Genomic DNA, 19607 nt, shown 5'->3' with positions numbered 1-19607 from the left:
CCCCCTCTGCGCTCCCTGAAGCTCTCATCCTCTGTGTATAAGTACCTGGCCATTGGGTTTTCATAGCTATGTCAGCATAACTGACATGCCTGTTAGTGACCTTTCCTGCCATTGATTGCATTCTTGTGTCCAGAAAAACAATACAACAAGGATTCATGGAGGGAGTGTTATGATGAATTTTCTGGAAACAGGCTCAGTGCCATTCAGTAAGAAAACGATTGCCGTAAAATTGGAGCAATTTGGAAGCGCTGTCTCCAAGCTTGGACGCCATACGGTCGGTAAGCTCAAAAACGCTTATGGCCATATGAAGAGCGGCGACTTTTCGCACACCCACTACTCTGAGCAAAGCTCAAGCAGCTCAGACGGCACCATACAGGTTTCAGAGCGTGCTATTGCCAGACCGCCTTCAGAAAGAGGTGTTATCAGGCCGGTTTCAAAACCTGCCCAGTCGGGCAGTGACAATGGCAACGATCTGGCAACCAGACTTGAGAGTCTCAAAAGTGACTGCTCTCGGGCACATTCCGGGCAGGATCTGGTGGCTATGAAGCAGAAAACCACAGATCTGCTAAACGATGCCAGAAAAAAGCTTCAGGATCATCCAGAGGCGGGCAAAATTCTTGAGAAACTGAACACAGCGGCCAATCTGCTTGATGCGTCATCTGCAGCTGATAACCATGTCCACGAGGCTGCCAACAGTCTTCAGAAGGTGTTGCTGGACATTAAATTTGATGAATTGGGCCAGCTACGCAATCGACATCAGCAGATGATCCAAATAGAAAAAGATGTTGCTGATGTGTGCAGGATGATGCATACACTGCAAGATCTGGTTCATAAACAGGGTGAGGAAGTGAGCCGGATTGAAGATAATATCACTCGAAGCAGTGAGAATGTCAAAGATGCCGGGGATTCTCTGGATTCAGCGCAAAAGTCCGCTAAAAAAGCTCGTAAACTGAAGATTGTTTTAGGTATTGTGCTTGCCGTTGTCGGCATCACCCTTCTGGCCTGCTTGCTCTGATTGACACTCAGAACTTGAAGGTGTGAGATGATCAGCTGCTCACACCTTCAAATTCTCCAGTTTCATAACGGTAAGAGTATCGAATATTTGACTAATAAGTCTTCTCTCATTTCTCTGAATAGCTCTTGTGGAACCTTATCCTTGAGCGGGCTCAAAAGCTTTTATTGCTTCAATAGTTCAAAGCACCTTCAGGACACTGCTGCTGCCACGAATAACATCAACGAAATCAGGCTTTTCCTTTGACTGATATTGCAACATTCTTTCTTCGACTTCCGATAAATAATCAGAAGTCAGAGTTATGTCTATACTGTTGGCTTTGAATTCGGTGTATTTGTAAAGTGAAGACAGTCAGAAGCGTACTTTTTTATTTTTAAAATAATCCGATACCTCATGTCAGCTTTGCTATCTTGTAGCTGAAAATTCAAAATTTTTGGAAACTTGGATTATGAGAAAAATAGCTGCCTTGATATTTTCATTACTTTGTGTTGAATCTGCCCTTTCTGATGAAATTTCAGTTCACTGGTTATACAGTTGGATGCCTTTTACATATACGGTACCAGAAGGAAGTGTTGGTATTTTTTTCAGAGGTGGATTTTATAAGGAGGTTTATGAGCCGGGAATACACAGATTATTCACATGGCCTGTTACCAAAGGAATGCGAATAAATGTAAGACCACAGATAGATATTATTGAGGATATAGCATGTGGTACTATGGACGGTCTCACAATCCATTTTCCTAGAATTGCCGTTTATAATCAGCTCCATAAAGAAGAGGTATTAAATATTGTCTCAAATTTTGGAGAAGATTATGATCATTACTTAATAACAGAACCTACAATTCAGGCTGTAACAGAGCTGTGTACGACTATGACAGCACAGGAAATATATATTGATAAGTTTCCTACTATAAACGATTTTTTGTTACAACATCTGGTTGAAGAGCAAGCAAAAAGTAATTCTAAATTAAAAATAAATAAAGTAGTTGTTTCTAAGCCCGTTCTTCCGGGAAACATAAGAAAAAACTACGAAGTTATTGTGGAAGAGAAAAGCAAGCTTGTAGCTGTTTCACAAATTCAAGCCAGGAAATTAAAGGAAGCTGAAACCGAACAATTGGGACGGTCAAAAAAGGCTCAAACAGATAAAATGGTAGCTGAAATAGAGAATGAAAAAAAACTTGCTGAAGAAAAAAATAAAATGGAATTAGAGAAGATTCGAGTGGCTGTTAGAATTCATCAGTTACGTGAAGACGCTGAAGCAGAAGCGCTTATACTCAGGCAAAAGGGTGAAGCTGAAGCCTATGTAATACAAGTTAGTGGTGAAGCTCGTGCCAATGCTACGCTGCAAGAAGCAATAGCCAATGAAAGGCTCATTACACCTTTATATGTTGATCTAAAACAGGCAGAGGCATTTTGGAGAAATAACAACTCTAAACTGATATATTTTGGCGAAAATATTCCTAAAACTGTATATCCAAGCTTTATCGACTCAGAAGAAGTAAGAAAGTTTGCAAATTAACGCAAGTATCTTTTAGAGTCAGCTAACGCTGGCAGACGGGGTGGAGAGCGAAATGAGCTACCCATTTACTAACTTCGAAGCCCTGTCAGCTTGGACAAGGTTGATTGATACACAGAACTTGCAGATATCCTTTTCTTTGCTCTTTTCTGGTTATGGATTTTGCCAATTTAAGCCTTACTGGCAACATCAATGCTTATGCAACTTTTAAATGCTGTAGAGCTGCAGGGAATATGATCATGAAAATCGGTAAAGCTGCAGAACTGATGATTTTCCAAGTAGTAGAGTATTGAATATGAAAAAACATTACTTCTTTTTTTTTGCTCTATGTTTTTGTCATGTCGCACTTTCAAATGAACGGTTTATAAACCCCAAGCTTGTATATAAATCTGGTTGGCTTGAATTCAATATTCCTGAATGGATCAATTTTCTTGATTATGAAGGTGGAAAAAAAGTTCAAACGAGTGAGGGGCGCACATTTTATATTGCAAACAAAGATGGCTGGCAGTCTAATTTTGGCCGAATGGTTAAAGTTTTCTTAAGAAATGAAATTGAATTGAACAAAGGGTTGCTTTATTTAACTGGTTCTGAAATGAGTGCAGGTGTTTTTGAAAATTTTAAAGACTGGATACAAGGTAAGAATGCTATTTGTACATGCAGTAACCCAGCTTGCGAAGCGGGATTTACAACAACAGTTCCGGATAGAACCTACCGTTCGACTATTAAAGTAAACAATGAAATGACTTACTCAATAACATTTATTATCGAAAATAATGCACTTACCCTGACAGTTGTGGATGATACGGCGCCTTCAAATAGTGTGAAAATAATATACGAATGCGCAGTCAATTCAAGCAGTTAACCTATTGAGTCAGTTTATGGGGACAGGTGATGCCGGATTCATTGTCAGGTGGCATGTATCTTGAGGTAGTTCACAAGGATTCTATTATCTTATTGATATATTAAACAAGGGAACTTTTTACAAGAGTTTTGGTCAAAGGATGTATGATCAAAGAAATTGAAAGGATGCTAATCCATGAAAAATAAAGCTTACTTATTATTATTTCTTTCTCTGGCGTTCTCACGTTATTCATACCCGTGTCTTGTAAGTGATAATTACAAAGGCTACAGGTCAGAGGCCATTTGTACTGAGGAACCTCTGTCTATCGAAGAAAAAGCTAAAAAGATTCTGGCTAATATCGAAAAACGTCCATTGAAACAGAAGAAAATAAACGCCTCCATAAAATCAGCTTACTTAGAGATCAGATCTTTGACCAATAGGCTAAGTAATGGCAAATCTACAGAAAGGTTATTTTTAGTTGTACGCGATCAAAATAGAACGTTTTCAAAGGATATAACTGAGTATTCACTCGTACTCTTTAATGATGGGATGGTCCTGTTCCCGAATGCATATGATCTTATGCATGTAATGGAAGATTCAGGATTTTCAATTTCATATATTAATAAAATTAAAGATAAATTAAAGAATAAGCATTTGACAATGGCTTTTCCAGAAGTCCTTTCAGATCTTGGCATTCCTATGGATCAAATTTTTATAAAAGATGGATTTTCAAAGTATATATCGAGAATTAAAGTAATGATTGACGCTTCTAAAAAAGAAGCATCGCTTTCTGGAATGTTGCATAGGAATACGCCTCATGTTATTGCTTTATTGCGATGTCATTTTCCTGATATCAAACAACTACATTTGGATATAATACCCGGTACTAATAACGCGGTTTTTGTGTACGAAGCAGCTTTACTTGTACGTTATTTCTCTTTAGACACATACATAGGAAAAGACAGTCAGGTTTATTCTGGGGGTGTTATATTGTTTTTCTCAGGTGCGAAGAAATTTTTTCACAGTGGAGCAATATTAAAAGATCACGGTTGGCAGGCAAAAATTATTGAACAGGGTCAACCTGGGAGTGAATTTAGTGACCAACAATTAATGCTCAACGATTTAAGAGAAACTCTTGGTTACCCTGTTTTGCTTAAGGAATTGACAAAAAGTTTAACACCTGACGTCTTTCATCGATTTACACCTGATGAGTTATCATCTATGGGGGCTGTTCTCGTTAATGATGAGCTTTGAGGCATAAACCTTCAAATCGCCGGTTGACGAAATGTAATGATTTTCTCAGGATAAATAGACATAGGTTTACTAGCTAAGTTAACCATCTCGTGTTCTACTTTAGGTCGGTCATTGCAACACACATAATCAAAGATATATGATCAAAATTAAAAGGATGTTTACCTATGAAAAATAAAACTTACTTATTATTAATTCTTTCTCTGGCGTTCTCAAGTTATTCATACCCGTGTCTTGTAAGTGATAACTACAAAGGCTACAGGTCAGAGGCCATTTGTACTAAGGAACCTCTGTCTATCGAAGAAAAAGCTAAAAAGATTCTGTCCAATATCGAAAAACGCCCATTGAAAGAGAAGAAAATAAACGCCTCTATAAAATCATCTTTCTTAGAGATTAGATCTTTGTCCAAAAGGCTAAGTAATGGCAAATCTACAGAAAGATTATTTGTAGTCGTGCGTGATCAAAATAGAACGTTTTCAAAAGATATAACTGAGTATTCAGCTGTAGTCTTTAATGATGGATTGATCGTGTTCCCAGATGTTTATGATCTTATTCTTGTAATGAAAGATTCAGGATTTTCAAGCTCATATATTAATAAGCTCGAAGATAAATTAAAGAATAAGCATTTGGCAATGGCTTTTCCAGAAGTCCTTTCAGAACTTGGCATTCCTATGGATCAAGTTTTTATAAAAAATAGATTTTCAAAGTATTTATCGAGAATTAGAGTAAAGGTAGATGCTTCTGAAAAAGTAGCATCGCTTTCTGGAAAACTGCATAAGAATACACCTCATCTTATTGCCTTATTGCGACAATATTTTCCTGTTATCGAACAATTGTATTTAGATAAAATACCCGGAACTAACGACGCAGTTTTTGTGTTCGAGGCAGCTTTACTTGTTCGATATTTCTCTTTAGATACATACATAGGAAAAGACAGTCTCGTTTATTCTGGCGGGGTAATATTGTTTTTGTCAGGTGCAAACAAATTTTTTCACAGTGGAGCAATATTAGAAGATCACGGTTGGCAGGCAGATACTATTGAACAGGGCCAACCAGGAAGTGAATTTAGTGACCAGCAATTAATGTTCAACGATTTAAGAGAAACTCTTGGTTACCCCGTTTTGCTAAAGGAATTGACAAAAAATTTAACACCTAAAGACTTTCATCGATTCACACCTGATGAGTTATCATCTATGGGGGCTGTTCTCGTTGATGATAAGCTTTGAAGCATAAACCTTTAAAGCGCTAGTTGCCGAACGTAATGATTTTCTCGAGATAAAATGGACATGTAGCAAAGTTGTCCATCTCGTGTTCTACTGGAGGCCTGTCATTTAAGATCAAAACTATTAACTCTCTGCGGCTCTGATTATCTGCATAAATTTTATTCTGTCTTGATCATTATAAACAGTATTTTCACTCAAGCTGCGATCAATATCACTGGATCGGGAAGATAGAATTATAGATTCCTCCTTAGTAATGTGTGCCAAAATCAACCTTAAAAAGTCTATGGCTGTCTCAGCATTTATCAATCTGACTTTGGTTAAATGTTCACAAGCAGAGATTGTATCTTTTACATCTGATCTGGATTGACGAGCATAGCGTGCAATTTTACGAAAAGTCTTGGATTTATTTAATTGATACAAACGCTCAAATAATTCGTTTCTTGTGCAAGTCCCGGTGTGATCTTGGCTTGAAATGAGAGATGAATAAGCACAAATTGCATCTTCAGCCAGTGGAATAGCTCTAATGTATCTAGTGTTTTCCACGCCTTGAACTAAACCATTGAAAGGGTTCATCGAATAGAAGTTACCAAAGTATTCAATTACATTAGATATGTTAAAATAAGAGACTTCTAGATTTTCCTCTACCAGTATTTTAATTAGACTATCCATGTCATCTTTTGAGAAATAGTTTGCCTCTATGGCTTGTATACGGCATTCACTTAAAGCTGATTTGAATTCCTCTAATCTGCTTTGCGATGAGAGACAGTGTAGCTCTCCCATTGCTTCTTTATACATTGCCGCTGATTCTAAAATTTCTGATTCTACTTCGTCTGCTATACATCCTGATTTCTTTAAAAGCTCTAAAGATGACTGGACTAACTCATCAAAAATTTCGGGATTGATTAAAGTTAAGAAGGTCAATTTTTCCAATATTTTTTCAATGAATTTTAAAAGAACAGGGTCGCAGTCAACTTGTATGATCAATTTTGATATTCTTGAAAGCTCTGGTATACAAGATAGTAAACCTGACTCACCCGTTACAATGGATACTCTTCTTTCATTTACTGGGGGTGAGTTACGAATCCTAGCAATAGTTGATGCTAACGAAACATGTTCGCATGCATAAACTGATGAAATTTCATTTGTAAACCAGAAATGACTTTTCAGGGAATGATTTTCTAATTTTGAAATTGGAAATCGGTTTGCAAGTCTGTCAGCAACTCTGGAAACATTAAACCCAGCAAACTTACAAGGAGGCCTGGTTTCAGGCTCCAGATTATAACTTGCTTGTACGTTCTCTGTTGATAATGATAAAGACGAAATATGGTTCATTTTATTAACATCCCTGTTATCCATTTATCACTTAGACAATTTTTTTATTCTTTAGTTCAAAGTTGTAAGCGTTATCTTGTGTCTAAGACTTGCAGCAAAGGAGGCGAATACAATGAACTATCATCTTCCCCGATAAAATAGACCCCGAAAAAATCGACATAGGTCTATAGCTAAGTTGTCAGCTCGTATTCTACCGGCGATCGCTTATTGAAGCTTGAATGACATTGAACTCGATTATAAAAATGCTGTCTGTATCCCGCTATAGCATCTCAAAGATGCTGGATTATCCGTAACGTCTTTACGAACACGAGCTTCACCTTCAAGGTTTCGAAGAAGAGGACCATTTAAGCGTTTCTGACGAGCTTTAGGAATATGGCTCTCGTTTCAGTTGGATTTAATGCCGGAATTTTTTTTTAGATGCTAGACTTCCTGATTTGTATATGAATAGCTGCCAATGAAAACTTTTCTACTTATTACACTTTTGCTGTGCCCATTAATCGCAAGCTCTGTCTATGAAGAGAAACCAGAGTCTTCAGTAAGGATCATAAGCAGACAGATAATGATTGGTGTGATCTGTGGTACCATTGAATTTACTTTTTCAACTTGCATTGTAGTCCCGATAGCTTCTATATTCCTTCCTGAAGGTCAAAGGATATGCGATGATTGTGCAACCAGTCGGCCTGTTTTTATCAGGGGGTTAGCGCTTGTTGTTGGGTCAGCCATGGAAGAAGTCTTTTTTCGCTTTTATTTGCAGCCAATGCTGAATTATGTCTTGTGCCGAAGATTGTGCCGTCCCCGATCATTCATTGATACTTTATTTGTCAGCCAACGTTGTATTGCCAGTGATCTCTCTTTATGTTTTAGCAACATTTTTTTTGGATTTTGTCATTTATTAGGTCCAAACTGGTCAACTGTCCAAGCTTTTAGTGCTACAGTAGCAGGTTTTTACTTTTCATATATATATAACCATCATGGTCCAATCGCTGTAATCACCTGTCATGCCACACACAATCTTATCTGGCTTGCTCTGAGACCCTACCTTAAAAGATAAAAGGCAACTGACGCTTGTGAAAGCAAGATAGTTAAGTACTCAACCATACGAAATGATATTTTCTGACTTATTGTTCAGGCACTCGCGGCAACTGCTCCTGCGTTGCTCTAGCTCCAGCATCCATGCAGTCGTGATGCGTTGTAACTCTGGTCACATAGCTTGCTATGTTCCCGTCGTTGCGCCTTGCAGAGCACCTGTCCAATAAGCCAGAAATATTCGATTCTGTATGGCTGAGTACTTACTATCGTAAATGCCATGTAGAATGTGTTAAAAACACAACTAAAAAAAGCATAGTCGTTGAAGCCTTTGATGTTGATGAGGCAGTTGAAGCCGCTGGGCATTCTAAAGAAATCCACATTATGCATCATAGTTTCATAAATGTTACCACAGTTATTGCAAAACAAACTTTGAATTGCTACGCCTAAAACATGGTAAGAATTATTTTCCCAATAGAATAATGGCGAGCCTGAATCGCCTCTTTCAGAGTAGCCATCATAGGATAAATAGTATTTATAAGGACCATTAGGCTCAGCACATTCTTGATTTGTTTCCCATGTTAAATTAGCTTCTCTGAGAGAAGTTCGCATTGCATATCCTGAACCAATGAGACTCTGAAAACTGTATAGCTCTTCACATGTATAGGGTTGAAAGTCAATAGCAGGGGTTGATGATAGTATTAGTTTTTCTTCAACAGGAGTTGATAATTCAAGAACAGCGATGTCATTAAATATATTTTTATTGTGATTATATAAAGGGGATAATGCGATTCTATTTATCTGTATGAAGAATGGGTTTTGATAATTAAGAAAGTGTATAGATAAGCATCTCCTTTTCTCAATATTATCAACTACGTGTGCCGCTGTTAATACATATCGTTTGTTGATTAAAAATCCGCTGGACTGACGACCCCTTTGATTGATTGTCTGGATTATCCAAGGGTATTTATTAATTGGTACTTTAATACTTGTATGAGAGTACCTTTTTACAATTCCCTGAGCCTGTAAAATTGATGAAAGAGCTACAAGGACAAAAATTTTACACGCTGCTTTCATGAAAAATCAATCCATCTGCGTATTCTGGTCAGCTTGAACACCCATTCTGGTTCATTTGAACACCCTGGATCTCCTACGCATCACCCAGTCTGATTTTTAGTCCAAGTGTTCAAGTGTTTCCAGTTTTCCCAGCTTCTTGCGCATGGATTCCCCTTTCAGCGTAATCCTGTGGGCGTTGTGCATCAGGCGATCCAGAATGGCGTCTGCCAGAGTCTCATCACCGATGCTGCCATGCCATTGCCGGGTCGGTAGCTGGCTGGTAACCAACGTTGAACTTTGTTCGTGACGGTCATCCATCACTTCCAGTAAATCGTTGCGTTGCTGCTGGGTCAGAGGTTCCAGCCCCCAGTCATCCAGTATCAACAAATCCACCTTCGCCAGTTGCTTGAGTTGCCTGCTGTAGCTGCCATCACCATGGGCAAGGCTCAGCTCTTCCAGTAAGCGCGAGAGTCGGTAATAGCGGACACTGTAACCCTGTATGCAGGCCCGGTGTCCCAGTGCACAAGCCAGGTAACTTTTACCACTGCCACAAGGTCCGGTAATCAGCAGGTTCCTGTGCCTGTTTAACCAGTCCTCGCTGGACAGTGTGGCTATTTGGACTTTCTTCAACCCCCGGGGATGTTCGTAGTCAATGTCGTCTACCCGTGCAGCCAGCTTAAACCTGGCCGCCCTCAGTAACCGGGCAAGACGTTTGTTATTGCGCTCGGTCTCTTCCTGTTCTGTCAGGAGGGCCAGCCGCTCCACAAAGCTCAGGCTGTCGTAGGTGCCGGGCTGCTCCAGTTGCTGAGCCAGGGCATCGGCCATGCCTGTCAGGCGCAGTGACCGCAGACGGGTCAGAGTTTGATTCATCATGATACGTCTCCGGTTACTGATAGCTGGCTGCACCACGAACATTTTCGTGGCTGTCATGAAGAGGTAGTGTCGTTTGTTTCACCTCAGGTTGAAGAGCCTGTTTGTCTTTACCTGATTGCAGGATCGCCCGGATATTCTTGAGTCGGTAACCTTTGATTTTCCGGGCATGGGCGCAAGCATTGTTTAACCGGTCAGCTCCGTAATCCCGTTTGAGGTTCAATAACCCCAGGCAAGACCGATAAGCCTGCTCCGGATGCTCACGACTGTTCAACAGATACTGAGTTATCCAGTGAACATCGGGGCCCAGCTGTTTTGCCCACTCCAGCAGTCGTTCCGGTGTCCACTCCTGGTGCTTGCTATGTCGTTCAGGCATATGGGCTGATTGAGTGGTAAAACCGGTTGTGAACTTACGGGGGTGACAGGCCACAACTTCACCTTTGCAGAAGACAGTGACCGTATGTTCTGTTGCCTGAACTTCCACCTCTTTCTTGACCAGCTGATGAGGCACTGAGTAGTAATGGCCTTTACAGTGAATGTGATAGTCAATGTTCACCCTGGCTTTGCTGAACTCAGCGTACTCAAAGGCCTGTTTGGGCAAAGGTCGCAAAGCGGGTTCATCCAGTTGCTCAAAGGTACTTCGTCGTGTACCTGGCAGTTTTTGAAAGGGCTTAAGGTTGAGTTCAGTCAATAGCTCCCGTATACGACTGTTCAGTTCTGCCAGGGTAAAAAAGGTCTCATGACGAAGTCTGGCCAGTATCCAGCGTTCAACCAACTGCACACCCACTTCGGCTTTCGCCTTGTCCTTGGGCTTGTAGGGCCGAGCTGGAATGACCGCCACCTGGTAGTGGTTGGCCAGGTGTTGGTAAGCCGGGTTCAAGTCCGGTTCATAACGGCAAGACTTACTGACACCGCTCCTGAGGTTGTCTGGTACCACGACAGCTGGAATACCTCCAAAGAACTCAAAGGCCCGAACATGAGACCCCAGCCAGTCTTCGGACTTCTGGGATAGGGTGGCTTCTGCGTAGGTGTAGTTAGAGGCTCCCATCACCGCTACGAAAATCTGGGCGTTATGGGCGATCTCACCGGTCTTTGGATTAACGACAGGGACCGTAAGACCAGCGTAGTCTACAAACAATTTTTCACCCGCCTTGTGATGCTGTCGCATGGAACGTTTCTGGCAGCCCAGCCACTGGTTGTAGCGGTGACAGAACTGCGAGTAGCTGTAGGCATTGAGAGTGCTCTCCTGGCAGTACTCCTCCCAGAGTGTTTGCTTGGTCACCTCCTTGCGCTTGAGTGACTGGTGAATAACGCCCCAGTCCGGGTCGACCAGCCCCTGGCGGCTCGACAGGGGGGCCTCAGGGAACAATGTTTGCACCAGGGTAGCCTCAGAGCAATCGGAGGACAGAGGCCAGCTCAGTGGGGACCGCTCAAAGGCCTGAACGTAGTTGGACACAGTGCCAACACTGACCCGCGTGCTGCGAGCTATTTGCCGGATGCTGAGGCGGTACTCAAAGCGCATCCGAAGCATTTCTTGAAGTTTTCGCATGGAAATCCTGTTATTTGGCATGGCTGCTGTCCTTACTGTTTAGAAAGGTCAGCGGCTAAAGTTCATGGAAATCAATGCGTAAGAGATAATCTACCGAAAGAAGAGGTTTCAGATTCTGGAGGCTTGAACACGGATTCTGGGCAGTTGAACAGCGATTCTGGTAATCTCGAAAAAGTGTTCAAGAGTTAACAGAATGAGTGTTCAAGCGCCGCCAGAATAGGTGTTCAAGAGTTAACAGAATCAGTGTTCAAGCGATGCCAGAATATGCACCATCAACTTGCAAAATTTCAAGATTAGCTGTTTTCCCTGATTTGACAATATAACAAATTCTTAGAAAAAATCACCATAAAAGCTGTTATCTTCAAGAGAGGCTGAAACGGATTTTGCGTTTGAAACACTCTCTCTCAGAAGTCAGGAAACCCTGATAATCCCTCACAACGTACTCTGCTTTCAATACTTCCAGATCCACTTGATGGGCATACGGTTTTCTGAGAGAGAAGTTTACAAGTGCTTAATCTGATAGAGCGGCTTTGATATAATTGGATGACTGCAAAAGGATTAAATTAATATTCAAAGTGAGTGTCTTGGAGAGAGTAGCCTTAGAAATGTTTTTTCTACAGGCCCGTTATATTGATTCAGAAAGGTATCAACAATGTATTACTTTTTCTTTTTATTATTTTTTGCAGTGGTCAGCGCAGTTAAGGCTTCTCCTGACCAATGTGAAAAAGGTTATCTGATTTTAAAGCTAGGCGAAACGACAAGACAAGAAATCAGACAACAAGGTAATAAATCTGAGAATAAAGTTTATTTGGAAGATGATGCGGGAAGCAGAATAGATCTTCACCTTATAAAGCAGTTGCCTGAAGAATTATCTAACGACTTTTTTGAATATAGCTATTTGGAAATTAATTCTGTCTCAGAAATAAATTCTGCATACGGAGGAGGTTGCATGTTTTTTAGTTTTGATTTGCCTGAAAATCTTTATTTGAACGGATTTTTTGGTTCCTTCCCTATATTCAATACAATAAAACATGAATGTTTAAAATTTTCAATACATGTGTGCTTGGATGATGATTTGTACTGGGCTACAGGCCGTTGGTTTGGATTTACAAAGGAGGCGGGAGACTTCTTGTCACTTATATTGCCAAGGTATGAAATTAAGTGGAAAAGAAAAAACAATGAAGTTTTACGAGAGCTTTTACTATTACCCCCAGACAAAAACAAAGGCTTCCCTGGAGGTATGGAATATCTAAAAGCTAAAGCTCATTTTGAAAGTTATACGAAAAAGAACTGATCAGGGCGCCTGAAACATACAGGCACCCTCAAAAGTCAGAAGCTTTTGATATTAGACAGGTTGGGCTTGGCGTCTTTATTCTCTTTGAAGATAAGAGCAATGTTACCAATGGTCTGAATCAGTTCTGCCTGAGTCTGGTTGCACAGCTCGTTAATAGCTTCTTTCTTGACTTCACGGTCACCTACTGCAAACTTCACCTTGATCAGCTCGTGATCGTGCAAGGCGCGCTGTGTTTCTTCAATAACGCCGTCACTCAAACCGTTGCCCGCTACCATGACAACAGGCTTCAGTTTATGGCCGAGGGAACGGTAGTGTCTCTTTTTTTCAGAACTAATGCTCATGATTTCAGAATCCTGAGGCTGCTTATCCAGTAAGCCGATTGCCTACAGCCATGGCAATCGGGCAACAGATTCCTGATGAGCGATTAAACAAGGTTGTATTTTACAGACCTGAATCGGGGCTCGTTTCCCGGTTTTTATAAGATTGGGAAAAACCGGGTTGGAAACTGTTGATCAAAAGTTCATCATTGTACTTTATTCTCTGTGGCTCACAAGTCCAGTAGTTATGAATAATGCTTTTTAAGCTAGGTAATGTAAGGTAGAAATGGCCAGATCCAAAAGCAGTGCCCGCTGGCTGCAGGAGCACTTTGAAGACAAATACGTAAAGCGTTCACAGGAAGACGGCTATCGATCCAGGGCCAGCTATAAGCTGATTGAAATCCAGGAGAAGGACAAGCTGATCAGGCCGGGGATGAAGGTCGTTGATCTGGGGGCGGCTCCTGGCGGCTGGTCTCAGGTGGCTATCGAAATGGTAGGGGATAACGGTCGTGTGGTGGCTTCAGACATTCTTCCCATGAACCCCATTGCCGGAGTCGACTTTATTCAGGGCGATTTTACCGAGGACGCTGTACTGGAAAAAATCCTCGAGACGATCGGAAGTGATAAAGTAGACCTTGTAATTTCAGATATGGCCCCCAATATGAGTGGTACACTGGCGGTTGATCAGCCCAGAGCTATGTATCTGGCTGAGCTGGCTCTGGATCTGGCCAGACAGGTGCTGAAGAAAAATGGCTCTTTTCTGACCAAAACATTTCAGGGTGAAGGGTATCAGGAGTATCACAAGGATATGAAAACCTCATTCCAAAAAGTGATTACCCGAAAACCGGGCTCCTCAAGAGCACGATCCAGAGAGGTGTTTCTGCTGGCCAGAAATTTTGTATCTTGAGAACATTGCTTTAACCTGGACGTTGCAATGTTTTGTCTGTTCAAGGGTGATGGTTAAACGCTATCGAATCTTGACAGAAACCTGACAACCCGTTAGGTAAACGCGAAAAACCTTGTCGCAGCGCAGTTTCAAGCAGACCTGTCGGCATTATAGATTTTTTCTATCTGCCCAATAGCCAGCTGATGACTGTCACCCTCACTGCCATTCGTGTATGGTAGAAGCTGCGGATTAACCATAAGAGAGAGCAGAGCCGGTAATTATGCCCTTTAAAACCGTTAGCCACAGGCTTCAGTACGCTCAAGTGAGGGTAGCCCTTTGAATGATATGGCAAAAAACTTGATTTTATGGGTCATCATTGCCTTGGTGCTGTTGACCGTATTCAAAAACTTCGATGGCATGCAGTCTTCTACTCAGAAGCTCAGTTATTCAGATTTCATCAGTGCAGTAGAAAACCGTCAGGTCAGCAAGGTAGTGATTGACGGGTTTACCATTACTGGACTAATGAACAACAGTGAGCGTTTTGAGACCAACCTGCCCCCGGCAGTGCCCGATAATCAGCTGATGGACGAGCTATTGCGCGGCAATGTTCAAATTGAGTCCAAACCTATTGAAAAGCAGAGCATCTGGACACAGTTGCTGGTTGCCAGTTTCCCGATTCTGGTGATTCTTGCCGTCTTCATGTTCTTTATGCGACAGATGCAGGGCGGCGGCGGTGGCCGTGGTGGCCCAATGAGCTTTGGCAAGAGCAAAGCCCGATTGTTGTCGGAAGATCAGATCAAGACGACTTTTGCTGATGTAGCGGGTGTTGAAGAAGCCAAGGAAGACGTACAGGAACTGGTGGATTTCCTGAAAGACCCGGGCAAGTTCCAGCGTCTGGGTGGCCGCATTCCCCGTGGTGTCCTGATGGTAGGTCCTCCGGGTACTGGTAAAACTCTGCTGGCCAAGGCTATTGCAGGTGAAGCCAAGGTTCCGTTCTTCACCATCTCTGGTTCTGATTTTGTTGAAATGTTCGTGGGTGTGGGTGCTTCCCGTGTCCGTGACATGTTCGAACAAGCTAAAAAGCAGGCACCCTGCATTATCTTCATCGATGAGATTGATGCTGTAGGTCGTCACCGTGGTGCTGGTATGGGTGGTGGTCATGATGAGCGTGAGCAAACACTTAACCAGTTACTGGTAGAAATGGATGGCTTCGAAGCAAACGACGGTATTATCGTAATTGCGGCAACGAACCGTCCCGACGTACTGGATCCGGCGCTGCTGCGTCCCGGTCGTTTTGACCGTCAGGTTGTGGTAGGTCTGCCAGACATCCGTGGTCGTGAACAGATCCTGAAAGTTCATATGCGCAAGGTGCCTATTGGAGATGACGTTGAGCCGGCAGTGATTGCCCGTGGTACTCCCGGTTTCTCCGGTGCAGATCTTTCCAACCTGGTCAATGAAGCGGCACTTTTCTCTGCCCGCGCCGACAAGCGCACGGTAGGTATGCATGAGTTCGATCTTGCCAAAGATAAAATCATGATGGGTGCCGAGCGCAAATCCATGGTGATGAGTGAGAAAGAGAAACGAAATACGGCCTATCATGAAGCCGGTCACGCTATTGTTGGCCGTCTGGTGCCTGATCATGATCCTGTATACAAGGTCAGCATTATTCCTCGTGGTCGAGCACTGGGTGTCACCATGTTCCTGCCCGAGGAAGACCGTTACAGTCAGAGCAAAGAGGCTCTGATGAGTCAGATCTGTTCACTGTTCGGTGGTCGTATCGCCGAAGAAATGACCCTGGGTAAATCGGGTGTCACCACTGGTGCTTCCAATGACATTCAGCGTGCAACCCAGATTGCCAGGAATATGGTGACCAAGTGGGGTCTATCCGAGAAGCTGGGTCCTCTTCAGTATGATGATGAAGAAGGAGAAGTGTTTCTGGGCAAGAACTACGGCAGTGGTGGCGGACGCATGAATGTGTCTGGCGAAACTGCCAAGATGATCGACGAAGAAGTGCGCAGCATCATTGATGAGTGCTATGACACTGCTGAGAGACTTCTAAAGGAAAACCGCGACAAGCTGGATCTGATGTCTGATGCATTGATGCAATACGAAACCATTGATACTGATCAGATTGATGACATTATGGAAGGCAAGAAGCCTCGGCCACCCAAGGAATCTTCCGGCTCTTCATCCAACGGTGATGGTGGTGCGGGTATCAAGGCAGAAGAGACTCCTGAAGCATCCAAGTCAAAAGGTGCTGACGGTGATAATAATGCCAACAGCGACAATGATGATAAGAAAGGACCTATTGGTGGGCCGGCTGGCGAACATTGATCCCTTCTTATGAAACAAAAAAGGCAGGATTGTTATCCTGCCTTTTTTGTATGGCTTGAGAAGAGGCTAAGTTTGTTGGCTGGTTTGTGCTGAGTCCGACTTTTTTTGGGGCAAAAAATGACAGTAATGCATGAAGTTGCTGTAGATTGACCTTAAATAAGTGTTGAAGCTATACTTCTTGCTACCAGTGACTAGGAGTAGCTCCAGTCGTAAAGCTGGTCCCTAGTGGCCTTCATGTCATTTCTTCCACGACCCTCTTTTGAGAGGGTTGATGGTTGAAAATACTGCTACCCTCTCTGGCTAGTTTGTCTTTAATCTATTCTGACTGTCGTCCCTGTACTCTATCGTTTCTTTTTGCATTTTGTATATATCAATACTGATATGTTGTAGCTTATTGTTATTAGGGAGAATGTGTTTTTGCATATTGTCGGGAGGTTGCGTGAACAAAAGAACGCTGGAGCAGGCATTTAATGCAGTGTTTCATGAGAAAGAATCTTTCAATGACTTTTGTGTAATGAGTCAGAGTCAGGAGGTGCTAGCCTTTTCTGCGAATTCTCGGGATCTTTTCCGCCCATCGGTAAAACTCAAAAAGTATCTCAGATTTATTGATAAAGTTATCTTGAGGTATCTCAAGAGGGCTGATGATGTTGTCCATTCATATGTCAAAGGTAAAAGTGCTCTTACGGCTGTTCAGGCTCATGCAGGCAACTCTCATTTTTTTATGACGGATCTTAAGGCTTTTTTCTCGAATATTTCAAACGTCGATGTCAGAGAAATATTAGCCAGAAATGAAGCTAATGTACCGATATCAGACATAAAAGAGTATATACCTCTGTTAGTGGGCATGATGACATGGCAGGGGTCTTTACCAGTAGGGTTTCCTACGTCGCCTCAACTAAGTAATGCTTTCTTATTGAGTTTTGATCAAAAATTGAGTGTTTATTGTGCTGGTAGGGGTTATACCTATACTCGATACTCTGACGATATTGTTATCTCTGCTAAGACTTTCGATGGTTTTGAACATTTATCTGAAACTATTCAGCTTCTACTGGATTCTAATGCTTCACCGTTACTGACGTTGAATGATGATAAAACTCGTTTCACACATACAGGGAATAAAGTTAAAGTTTTAGGGCTTGTTGTGACTCAAGGAGGGAAAGTCACAATCGATTCTAAGTATAAAAGACAGCTTGAAATGTTATTACATTTTTATGTGACTGATAGAAAACGTTTTAACCGGGTTTTAGATGAGACGTTGACTGGAAAGGAACATTCTTTATTTGGTTTGTTACACTATGCCAGATCCATTGATCCAGGCTATCTGGAAAAATTGCAAAGAAAATATGGTGCTTATGCCTTACGTTCTTTGATGGAGGATAAGTGGCATGGCTGATGTTGTTGTAATTCGAAACATTAAAAATGTCTCGGAGTTGCGAGTTAGTTTTGACTTTCCTGACTCGAATATAATAGTTGTTACTGGAAAGAATGGTGTAGGTAAAACAACTTTGGTTAAAGCATTTAAAACTATCGTAAATCCAAAGGTTTTTGAAAGCTCTACCGTGCATAAAGCAATAAGCGAAGGAAGTGAAATTAAATTTGATCTAGATGGTTTTTCTCCCTTTTCTTATGCCTATCAAAGTAAATTGGGTGTAATTGACACTAAAGATTTTCTGCCTGAAGAGGGAGCGATTTTAGCGGAGTTACCTATTCCTGATGGGCAAAGGTTTCAGCATTTTTCAGCAATAGCAGCTCAGAACTCTGAAATATCTGTTCGTAATGCAACTCAAGATTATGAGAGGGCTGAAGAGTTAATCAAGTTTCTTCATGAGGTTTATGGGGATGATAAGTTTGATAACCTGAAAATGATTAATATAGGGAAAAAGAATTATTATTTCATTCCAAAAGACGATGCTACCTATATACGCGAAGATCACTTAAGCTCTGGAGAGTATTTTCTTATACAGATATTCAGGCTTGTGACATCAAAGGCAAAGCTCATTATTGTTGATGAGTTGGATGTAGCTCTGGATGCGGCTGCACAGGTGAAATTATTCCATGCTTTAAAGTCTTTGTTACGACAACGCGATTCACGCTTGATTGTTATTTCTCATTCGTTAGCTTTTATGAATACTGTAGATGATGGAGGGCTGTATTACCTTGAGAGTAACAATGATCAAGTGAGCTTGGAGCAGCGTTCATTTGGCTATATCAAGGCTGACCTATACGGATTTAAAGGGTTTGATCGTTACATCTTAACAGAAGATTCCGTATTGGAAGGTTTTATAGAGTTCATTATCAGACATTTCTCAATAATTCCATATTATCAGCATAAAACGATTGGTTTGGGTGGTGTCAACCAGTTGAGAATGATTGTTGAAAAAAATGATAGTGATCAAATTTTTTCAGATTCTAAGAATGTTTTAGCTATTGTGGACAGGGATGTGTTTTCTGAAATGTGCAAAGGTTACAGTGGTGAGTCAAGAATACTTTGTTCTCCTGTTCAGGATCTAGAGCTATTTATCTATGAGAATCGAGATGAGTTGTTTCCAGAAGTCAAGCTCCCTTCCTATAAGGAGTCGAGTCAGGCCAAGAAAGCTTCAAAATCGTATTGGAAGTATTTGGTAGCGGATAAAGGTCTAAATCTCAATAAGTTATACCTATTAATCGTTGAGCATAATGAAATAGAGACTAGAAAGTTAGTCAACGAAATTGACTTGTTCTTGAACTTGGGTGGTGCTTAGCGTTTTTTAAAAAAGTAAGTTGAATTGTTCCAGAAAAACTCTGACCTTTGACCAAGCGCTGGTCATGGGAATATTGAATACTATTCCAGAATCCTTTTGTCAAAGCTGTCGTTACCAGGATCTGGATCAGGGACTGAGTCTTGCTTTGTAGATGGTTCGGGATGGTGTTATCCGTGAACCCGCTGGCTAACATTGATCCCTTTTTTTTATGATGTGTCCCGTCCTGAAATAAGTTGACAACTTGTAGACTTATTATGAATATCCCTTTATTGGCCCGTGATTTTCACGTTACCAACCCAGCCCTCCCCGCAAATGCCTTACTGACCTGCTGGATAAGTATTTTTAAGGTGAAGAGGTCG

General features: G+C 41.6%; 16 protein-coding genes. 11 read left to right on the top strand and 5 right to left on the bottom strand.

The window, feature by feature from the left end:
- Nucleotides 1-169: 169 nt before the first annotated feature.
- The 5 genes from ACOJUO_RS03005 to ACOJUO_RS02985 all read left to right on the top strand — a co-directional run bounded on the left by ACOJUO_RS03005 (nt 170) and on the right by ACOJUO_RS02985 (nt 5846).
- Complete coding sequence (locus tag ACOJUO_RS03005) at nt 170-1015, top strand: hypothetical protein (protein WP_422138864.1); 846 nt, start codon at nt 170-172, stop codon at nt 1013-1015.
- Between the two features lie 445 nt (nt 1016-1460).
- Nucleotides 1461-2531, top strand: coding sequence for an SPFH domain-containing protein (locus ACOJUO_RS03000; RefSeq protein ID WP_422135267.1), 1071 nt, complete (start codon nt 1461-1463; stop codon nt 2529-2531).
- 292 nt (nt 2532-2823) lie between these two features.
- Nucleotides 2824-3390: a hypothetical protein gene (locus tag ACOJUO_RS02995; protein ID WP_422135266.1), complete on the top strand. Its 567-nt coding sequence runs from the start codon at nt 2824-2826 to the stop codon at nt 3388-3390.
- A 174-nt stretch (nt 3391-3564) separates the two neighbouring features.
- Nucleotides 3565-4623 (top strand): hypothetical protein, encoded by a 1059-nt coding sequence (locus ACOJUO_RS02990; protein ID WP_422138863.1) that lies wholly within the window; start codon nt 3565-3567, stop codon nt 4621-4623.
- 164 nt (nt 4624-4787) lie between these two features.
- Nucleotides 4788-5846 carry a hypothetical protein gene (locus ACOJUO_RS02985; protein ID WP_422135264.1) on the top strand — a complete coding sequence of 353 codons (1059 nt, stop codon included), beginning with the start codon at nt 4788-4790 and terminating at the stop codon, nt 5844-5846.
- A 120-nt stretch (nt 5847-5966) separates the two neighbouring features.
- Here ACOJUO_RS02985 and ACOJUO_RS02980 read toward each other — a convergent pair whose 3' ends face one another.
- Nucleotides 5967-7199: a hypothetical protein gene (locus tag ACOJUO_RS02980; protein ID WP_422138862.1), complete on the bottom strand. Its 1233-nt coding sequence runs from the start codon at nt 7197-7199 to the stop codon at nt 5967-5969.
- A gap of 430 nt (nt 7200-7629) precedes the next feature.
- Between ACOJUO_RS02980 and ACOJUO_RS02975 the strand changes: the two genes are divergently transcribed.
- Nucleotides 7630-8226 carry a CPBP family intramembrane glutamic endopeptidase gene (locus ACOJUO_RS02975; RefSeq protein ID WP_422135262.1) on the top strand — a complete coding sequence of 199 codons (597 nt, stop codon included), beginning with the start codon at nt 7630-7632 and terminating at the stop codon, nt 8224-8226.
- Nucleotides 8227-8333: 107 nt separating this feature from the next.
- Here ACOJUO_RS02975 and ACOJUO_RS02970 read toward each other — a convergent pair whose 3' ends face one another.
- The 3 genes from ACOJUO_RS02970 to istA form a co-directional block, all read right to left on the bottom strand.
- Nucleotides 8334-9278 (bottom strand): trypsin-like serine protease, encoded by a 945-nt coding sequence (locus tag ACOJUO_RS02970; RefSeq protein WP_422138861.1) that lies wholly within the window; start codon nt 9276-9278, stop codon nt 8334-8336.
- A 96-nt stretch (nt 9279-9374) separates the two neighbouring features.
- Entirely contained in the window at nt 9375-10133 is a 759-nt protein-coding gene (gene istB, locus ACOJUO_RS02965) for an IS21-like element helper ATPase IstB (RefSeq protein ID WP_317146525.1), read from the bottom strand.
- A 10-nt stretch (nt 10134-10143) separates the two neighbouring features.
- Nucleotides 10144-11697 carry an IS21 family transposase gene (gene istA, locus ACOJUO_RS02960; RefSeq protein WP_422138318.1) on the bottom strand — a complete coding sequence of 518 codons (1554 nt, stop codon included), beginning with the start codon at nt 11695-11697 and terminating at the stop codon, nt 10144-10146.
- Between the two features lie 631 nt (nt 11698-12328).
- On the opposite strand from istA, the gene ACOJUO_RS02955 reads away from it, so the two are divergent.
- Entirely contained in the window at nt 12329-12970 is a 642-nt protein-coding gene (locus ACOJUO_RS02955) for a hypothetical protein (protein ID WP_422138860.1), read from the top strand.
- 35 nt (nt 12971-13005) lie between these two features.
- Here ACOJUO_RS02955 and yhbY read toward each other — a convergent pair whose 3' ends face one another.
- Nucleotides 13006-13311: a ribosome assembly RNA-binding protein YhbY gene (gene yhbY / locus ACOJUO_RS02950; RefSeq protein WP_422135259.1), complete on the bottom strand. Its 306-nt coding sequence runs from the start codon at nt 13309-13311 to the stop codon at nt 13006-13008.
- A 262-nt stretch (nt 13312-13573) separates the two neighbouring features.
- Here yhbY and rlmE point away from each other — a divergent pair, with 262 nt between their 5' ends.
- The 4 genes from rlmE to ACOJUO_RS02930 all read left to right on the top strand — a co-directional run bounded on the left by rlmE (nt 13574) and on the right by ACOJUO_RS02930 (nt 19248).
- Nucleotides 13574-14194: a 23S rRNA (uridine(2552)-2'-O)-methyltransferase RlmE gene (gene rlmE, locus ACOJUO_RS02945; protein ID WP_422135258.1), complete on the top strand. Its 621-nt coding sequence runs from the start codon at nt 13574-13576 to the stop codon at nt 14192-14194.
- Nucleotides 14195-14518: 324 nt separating this feature from the next.
- Nucleotides 14519-16507, top strand: a complete 1989-nt coding sequence (gene ftsH / locus ACOJUO_RS02940; RefSeq protein ID WP_422137037.1) for an ATP-dependent zinc metalloprotease FtsH — start codon at nt 14519-14521, stop codon at nt 16505-16507.
- A 439-nt stretch (nt 16508-16946) separates the two neighbouring features.
- The gene (locus ACOJUO_RS02935) at nt 16947-17900 is read left to right on the top strand and encodes a reverse transcriptase domain-containing protein (protein ID WP_422135257.1); all 954 of its coding nucleotides are present in this window, start codon (nt 16947-16949) and stop codon (nt 17898-17900) included.
- A complete protein-coding gene (locus tag ACOJUO_RS02930; RefSeq protein ID WP_422135256.1) occupies nt 17893-19248 on the top strand; it encodes an AAA family ATPase in 1356 nt (451 codons plus the stop codon). Before ACOJUO_RS02935 ends, ACOJUO_RS02930 begins: the two co-directional genes overlap by 8 nt.
- The last annotated feature ends 359 nt before the right edge of the window (nt 19249-19607 follow it).

Origin of the sequence: Endozoicomonas sp. ALC020, from assembly GCF_049275935.1 — a bacterium.
Lineage (GTDB): Bacteria > Pseudomonadota > Gammaproteobacteria > Pseudomonadales > Endozoicomonadaceae > Endozoicomonas_A.
The sequence above is the reverse complement of the archived record's forward strand: the minus strand, read 5'-3'. Positions and strand labels throughout refer to the sequence as shown.

Excerpts from the sequence above, each read along its gene's own strand:
- ACOJUO_RS03005 (WP_422138864.1), top strand. The coding sequence starts at position 170 with ATGATGAATTTTCTGGAAACAGGCTCAGTGCCATTCAGTAAGAAAACG.
- ACOJUO_RS03000 (WP_422135267.1), top strand. The coding sequence starts at position 1,461 with ATGAGAAAAATAGCTGCCTTGATATTTTCATTACTTTGTGTTGAATCT.
- ACOJUO_RS02995 (WP_422135266.1), top strand. The coding sequence starts at position 2,824 with ATGAAAAAACATTACTTCTTTTTTTTTGCTCTATGTTTTTGTCATGTC.
- ACOJUO_RS02990 (WP_422138863.1), top strand. The coding sequence starts at position 3,565 with ATGAAAAATAAAGCTTACTTATTATTATTTCTTTCTCTGGCGTTCTCA.
- ACOJUO_RS02985 (WP_422135264.1), top strand. The coding sequence starts at position 4,788 with ATGAAAAATAAAACTTACTTATTATTAATTCTTTCTCTGGCGTTCTCA.
- ACOJUO_RS02980 (WP_422138862.1), bottom strand. The coding sequence starts at position 7,199 with ATGGATAACAGGGATGTTAATAAAATGAACCATATTTCGTCTTTATCA.
- ACOJUO_RS02975 (WP_422135262.1), top strand. The coding sequence starts at position 7,630 with ATGAAAACTTTTCTACTTATTACACTTTTGCTGTGCCCATTAATCGCA.
- ACOJUO_RS02970 (WP_422138861.1), bottom strand. The coding sequence starts at position 9,278 with ATGAAAGCAGCGTGTAAAATTTTTGTCCTTGTAGCTCTTTCATCAATT.
- istA (WP_422138318.1), bottom strand. The coding sequence starts at position 11,697 with ATGCCAAATAACAGGATTTCCATGCGAAAACTTCAAGAAATGCTTCGG.
- ACOJUO_RS02955 (WP_422138860.1), top strand. The coding sequence starts at position 12,329 with ATGTATTACTTTTTCTTTTTATTATTTTTTGCAGTGGTCAGCGCAGTT.
- yhbY (WP_422135259.1), bottom strand. The coding sequence starts at position 13,311 with ATGAGCATTAGTTCTGAAAAAAAGAGACACTACCGTTCCCTCGGCCAT.
- rlmE (WP_422135258.1), top strand. The coding sequence starts at position 13,574 with ATGGCCAGATCCAAAAGCAGTGCCCGCTGGCTGCAGGAGCACTTTGAA.
- ftsH (WP_422137037.1), top strand. The coding sequence starts at position 14,519 with ATGGCAAAAAACTTGATTTTATGGGTCATCATTGCCTTGGTGCTGTTG.
- ACOJUO_RS02930 (WP_422135256.1), top strand. The coding sequence starts at position 17,893 with ATGGCTGATGTTGTTGTAATTCGAAACATTAAAAATGTCTCGGAGTTG.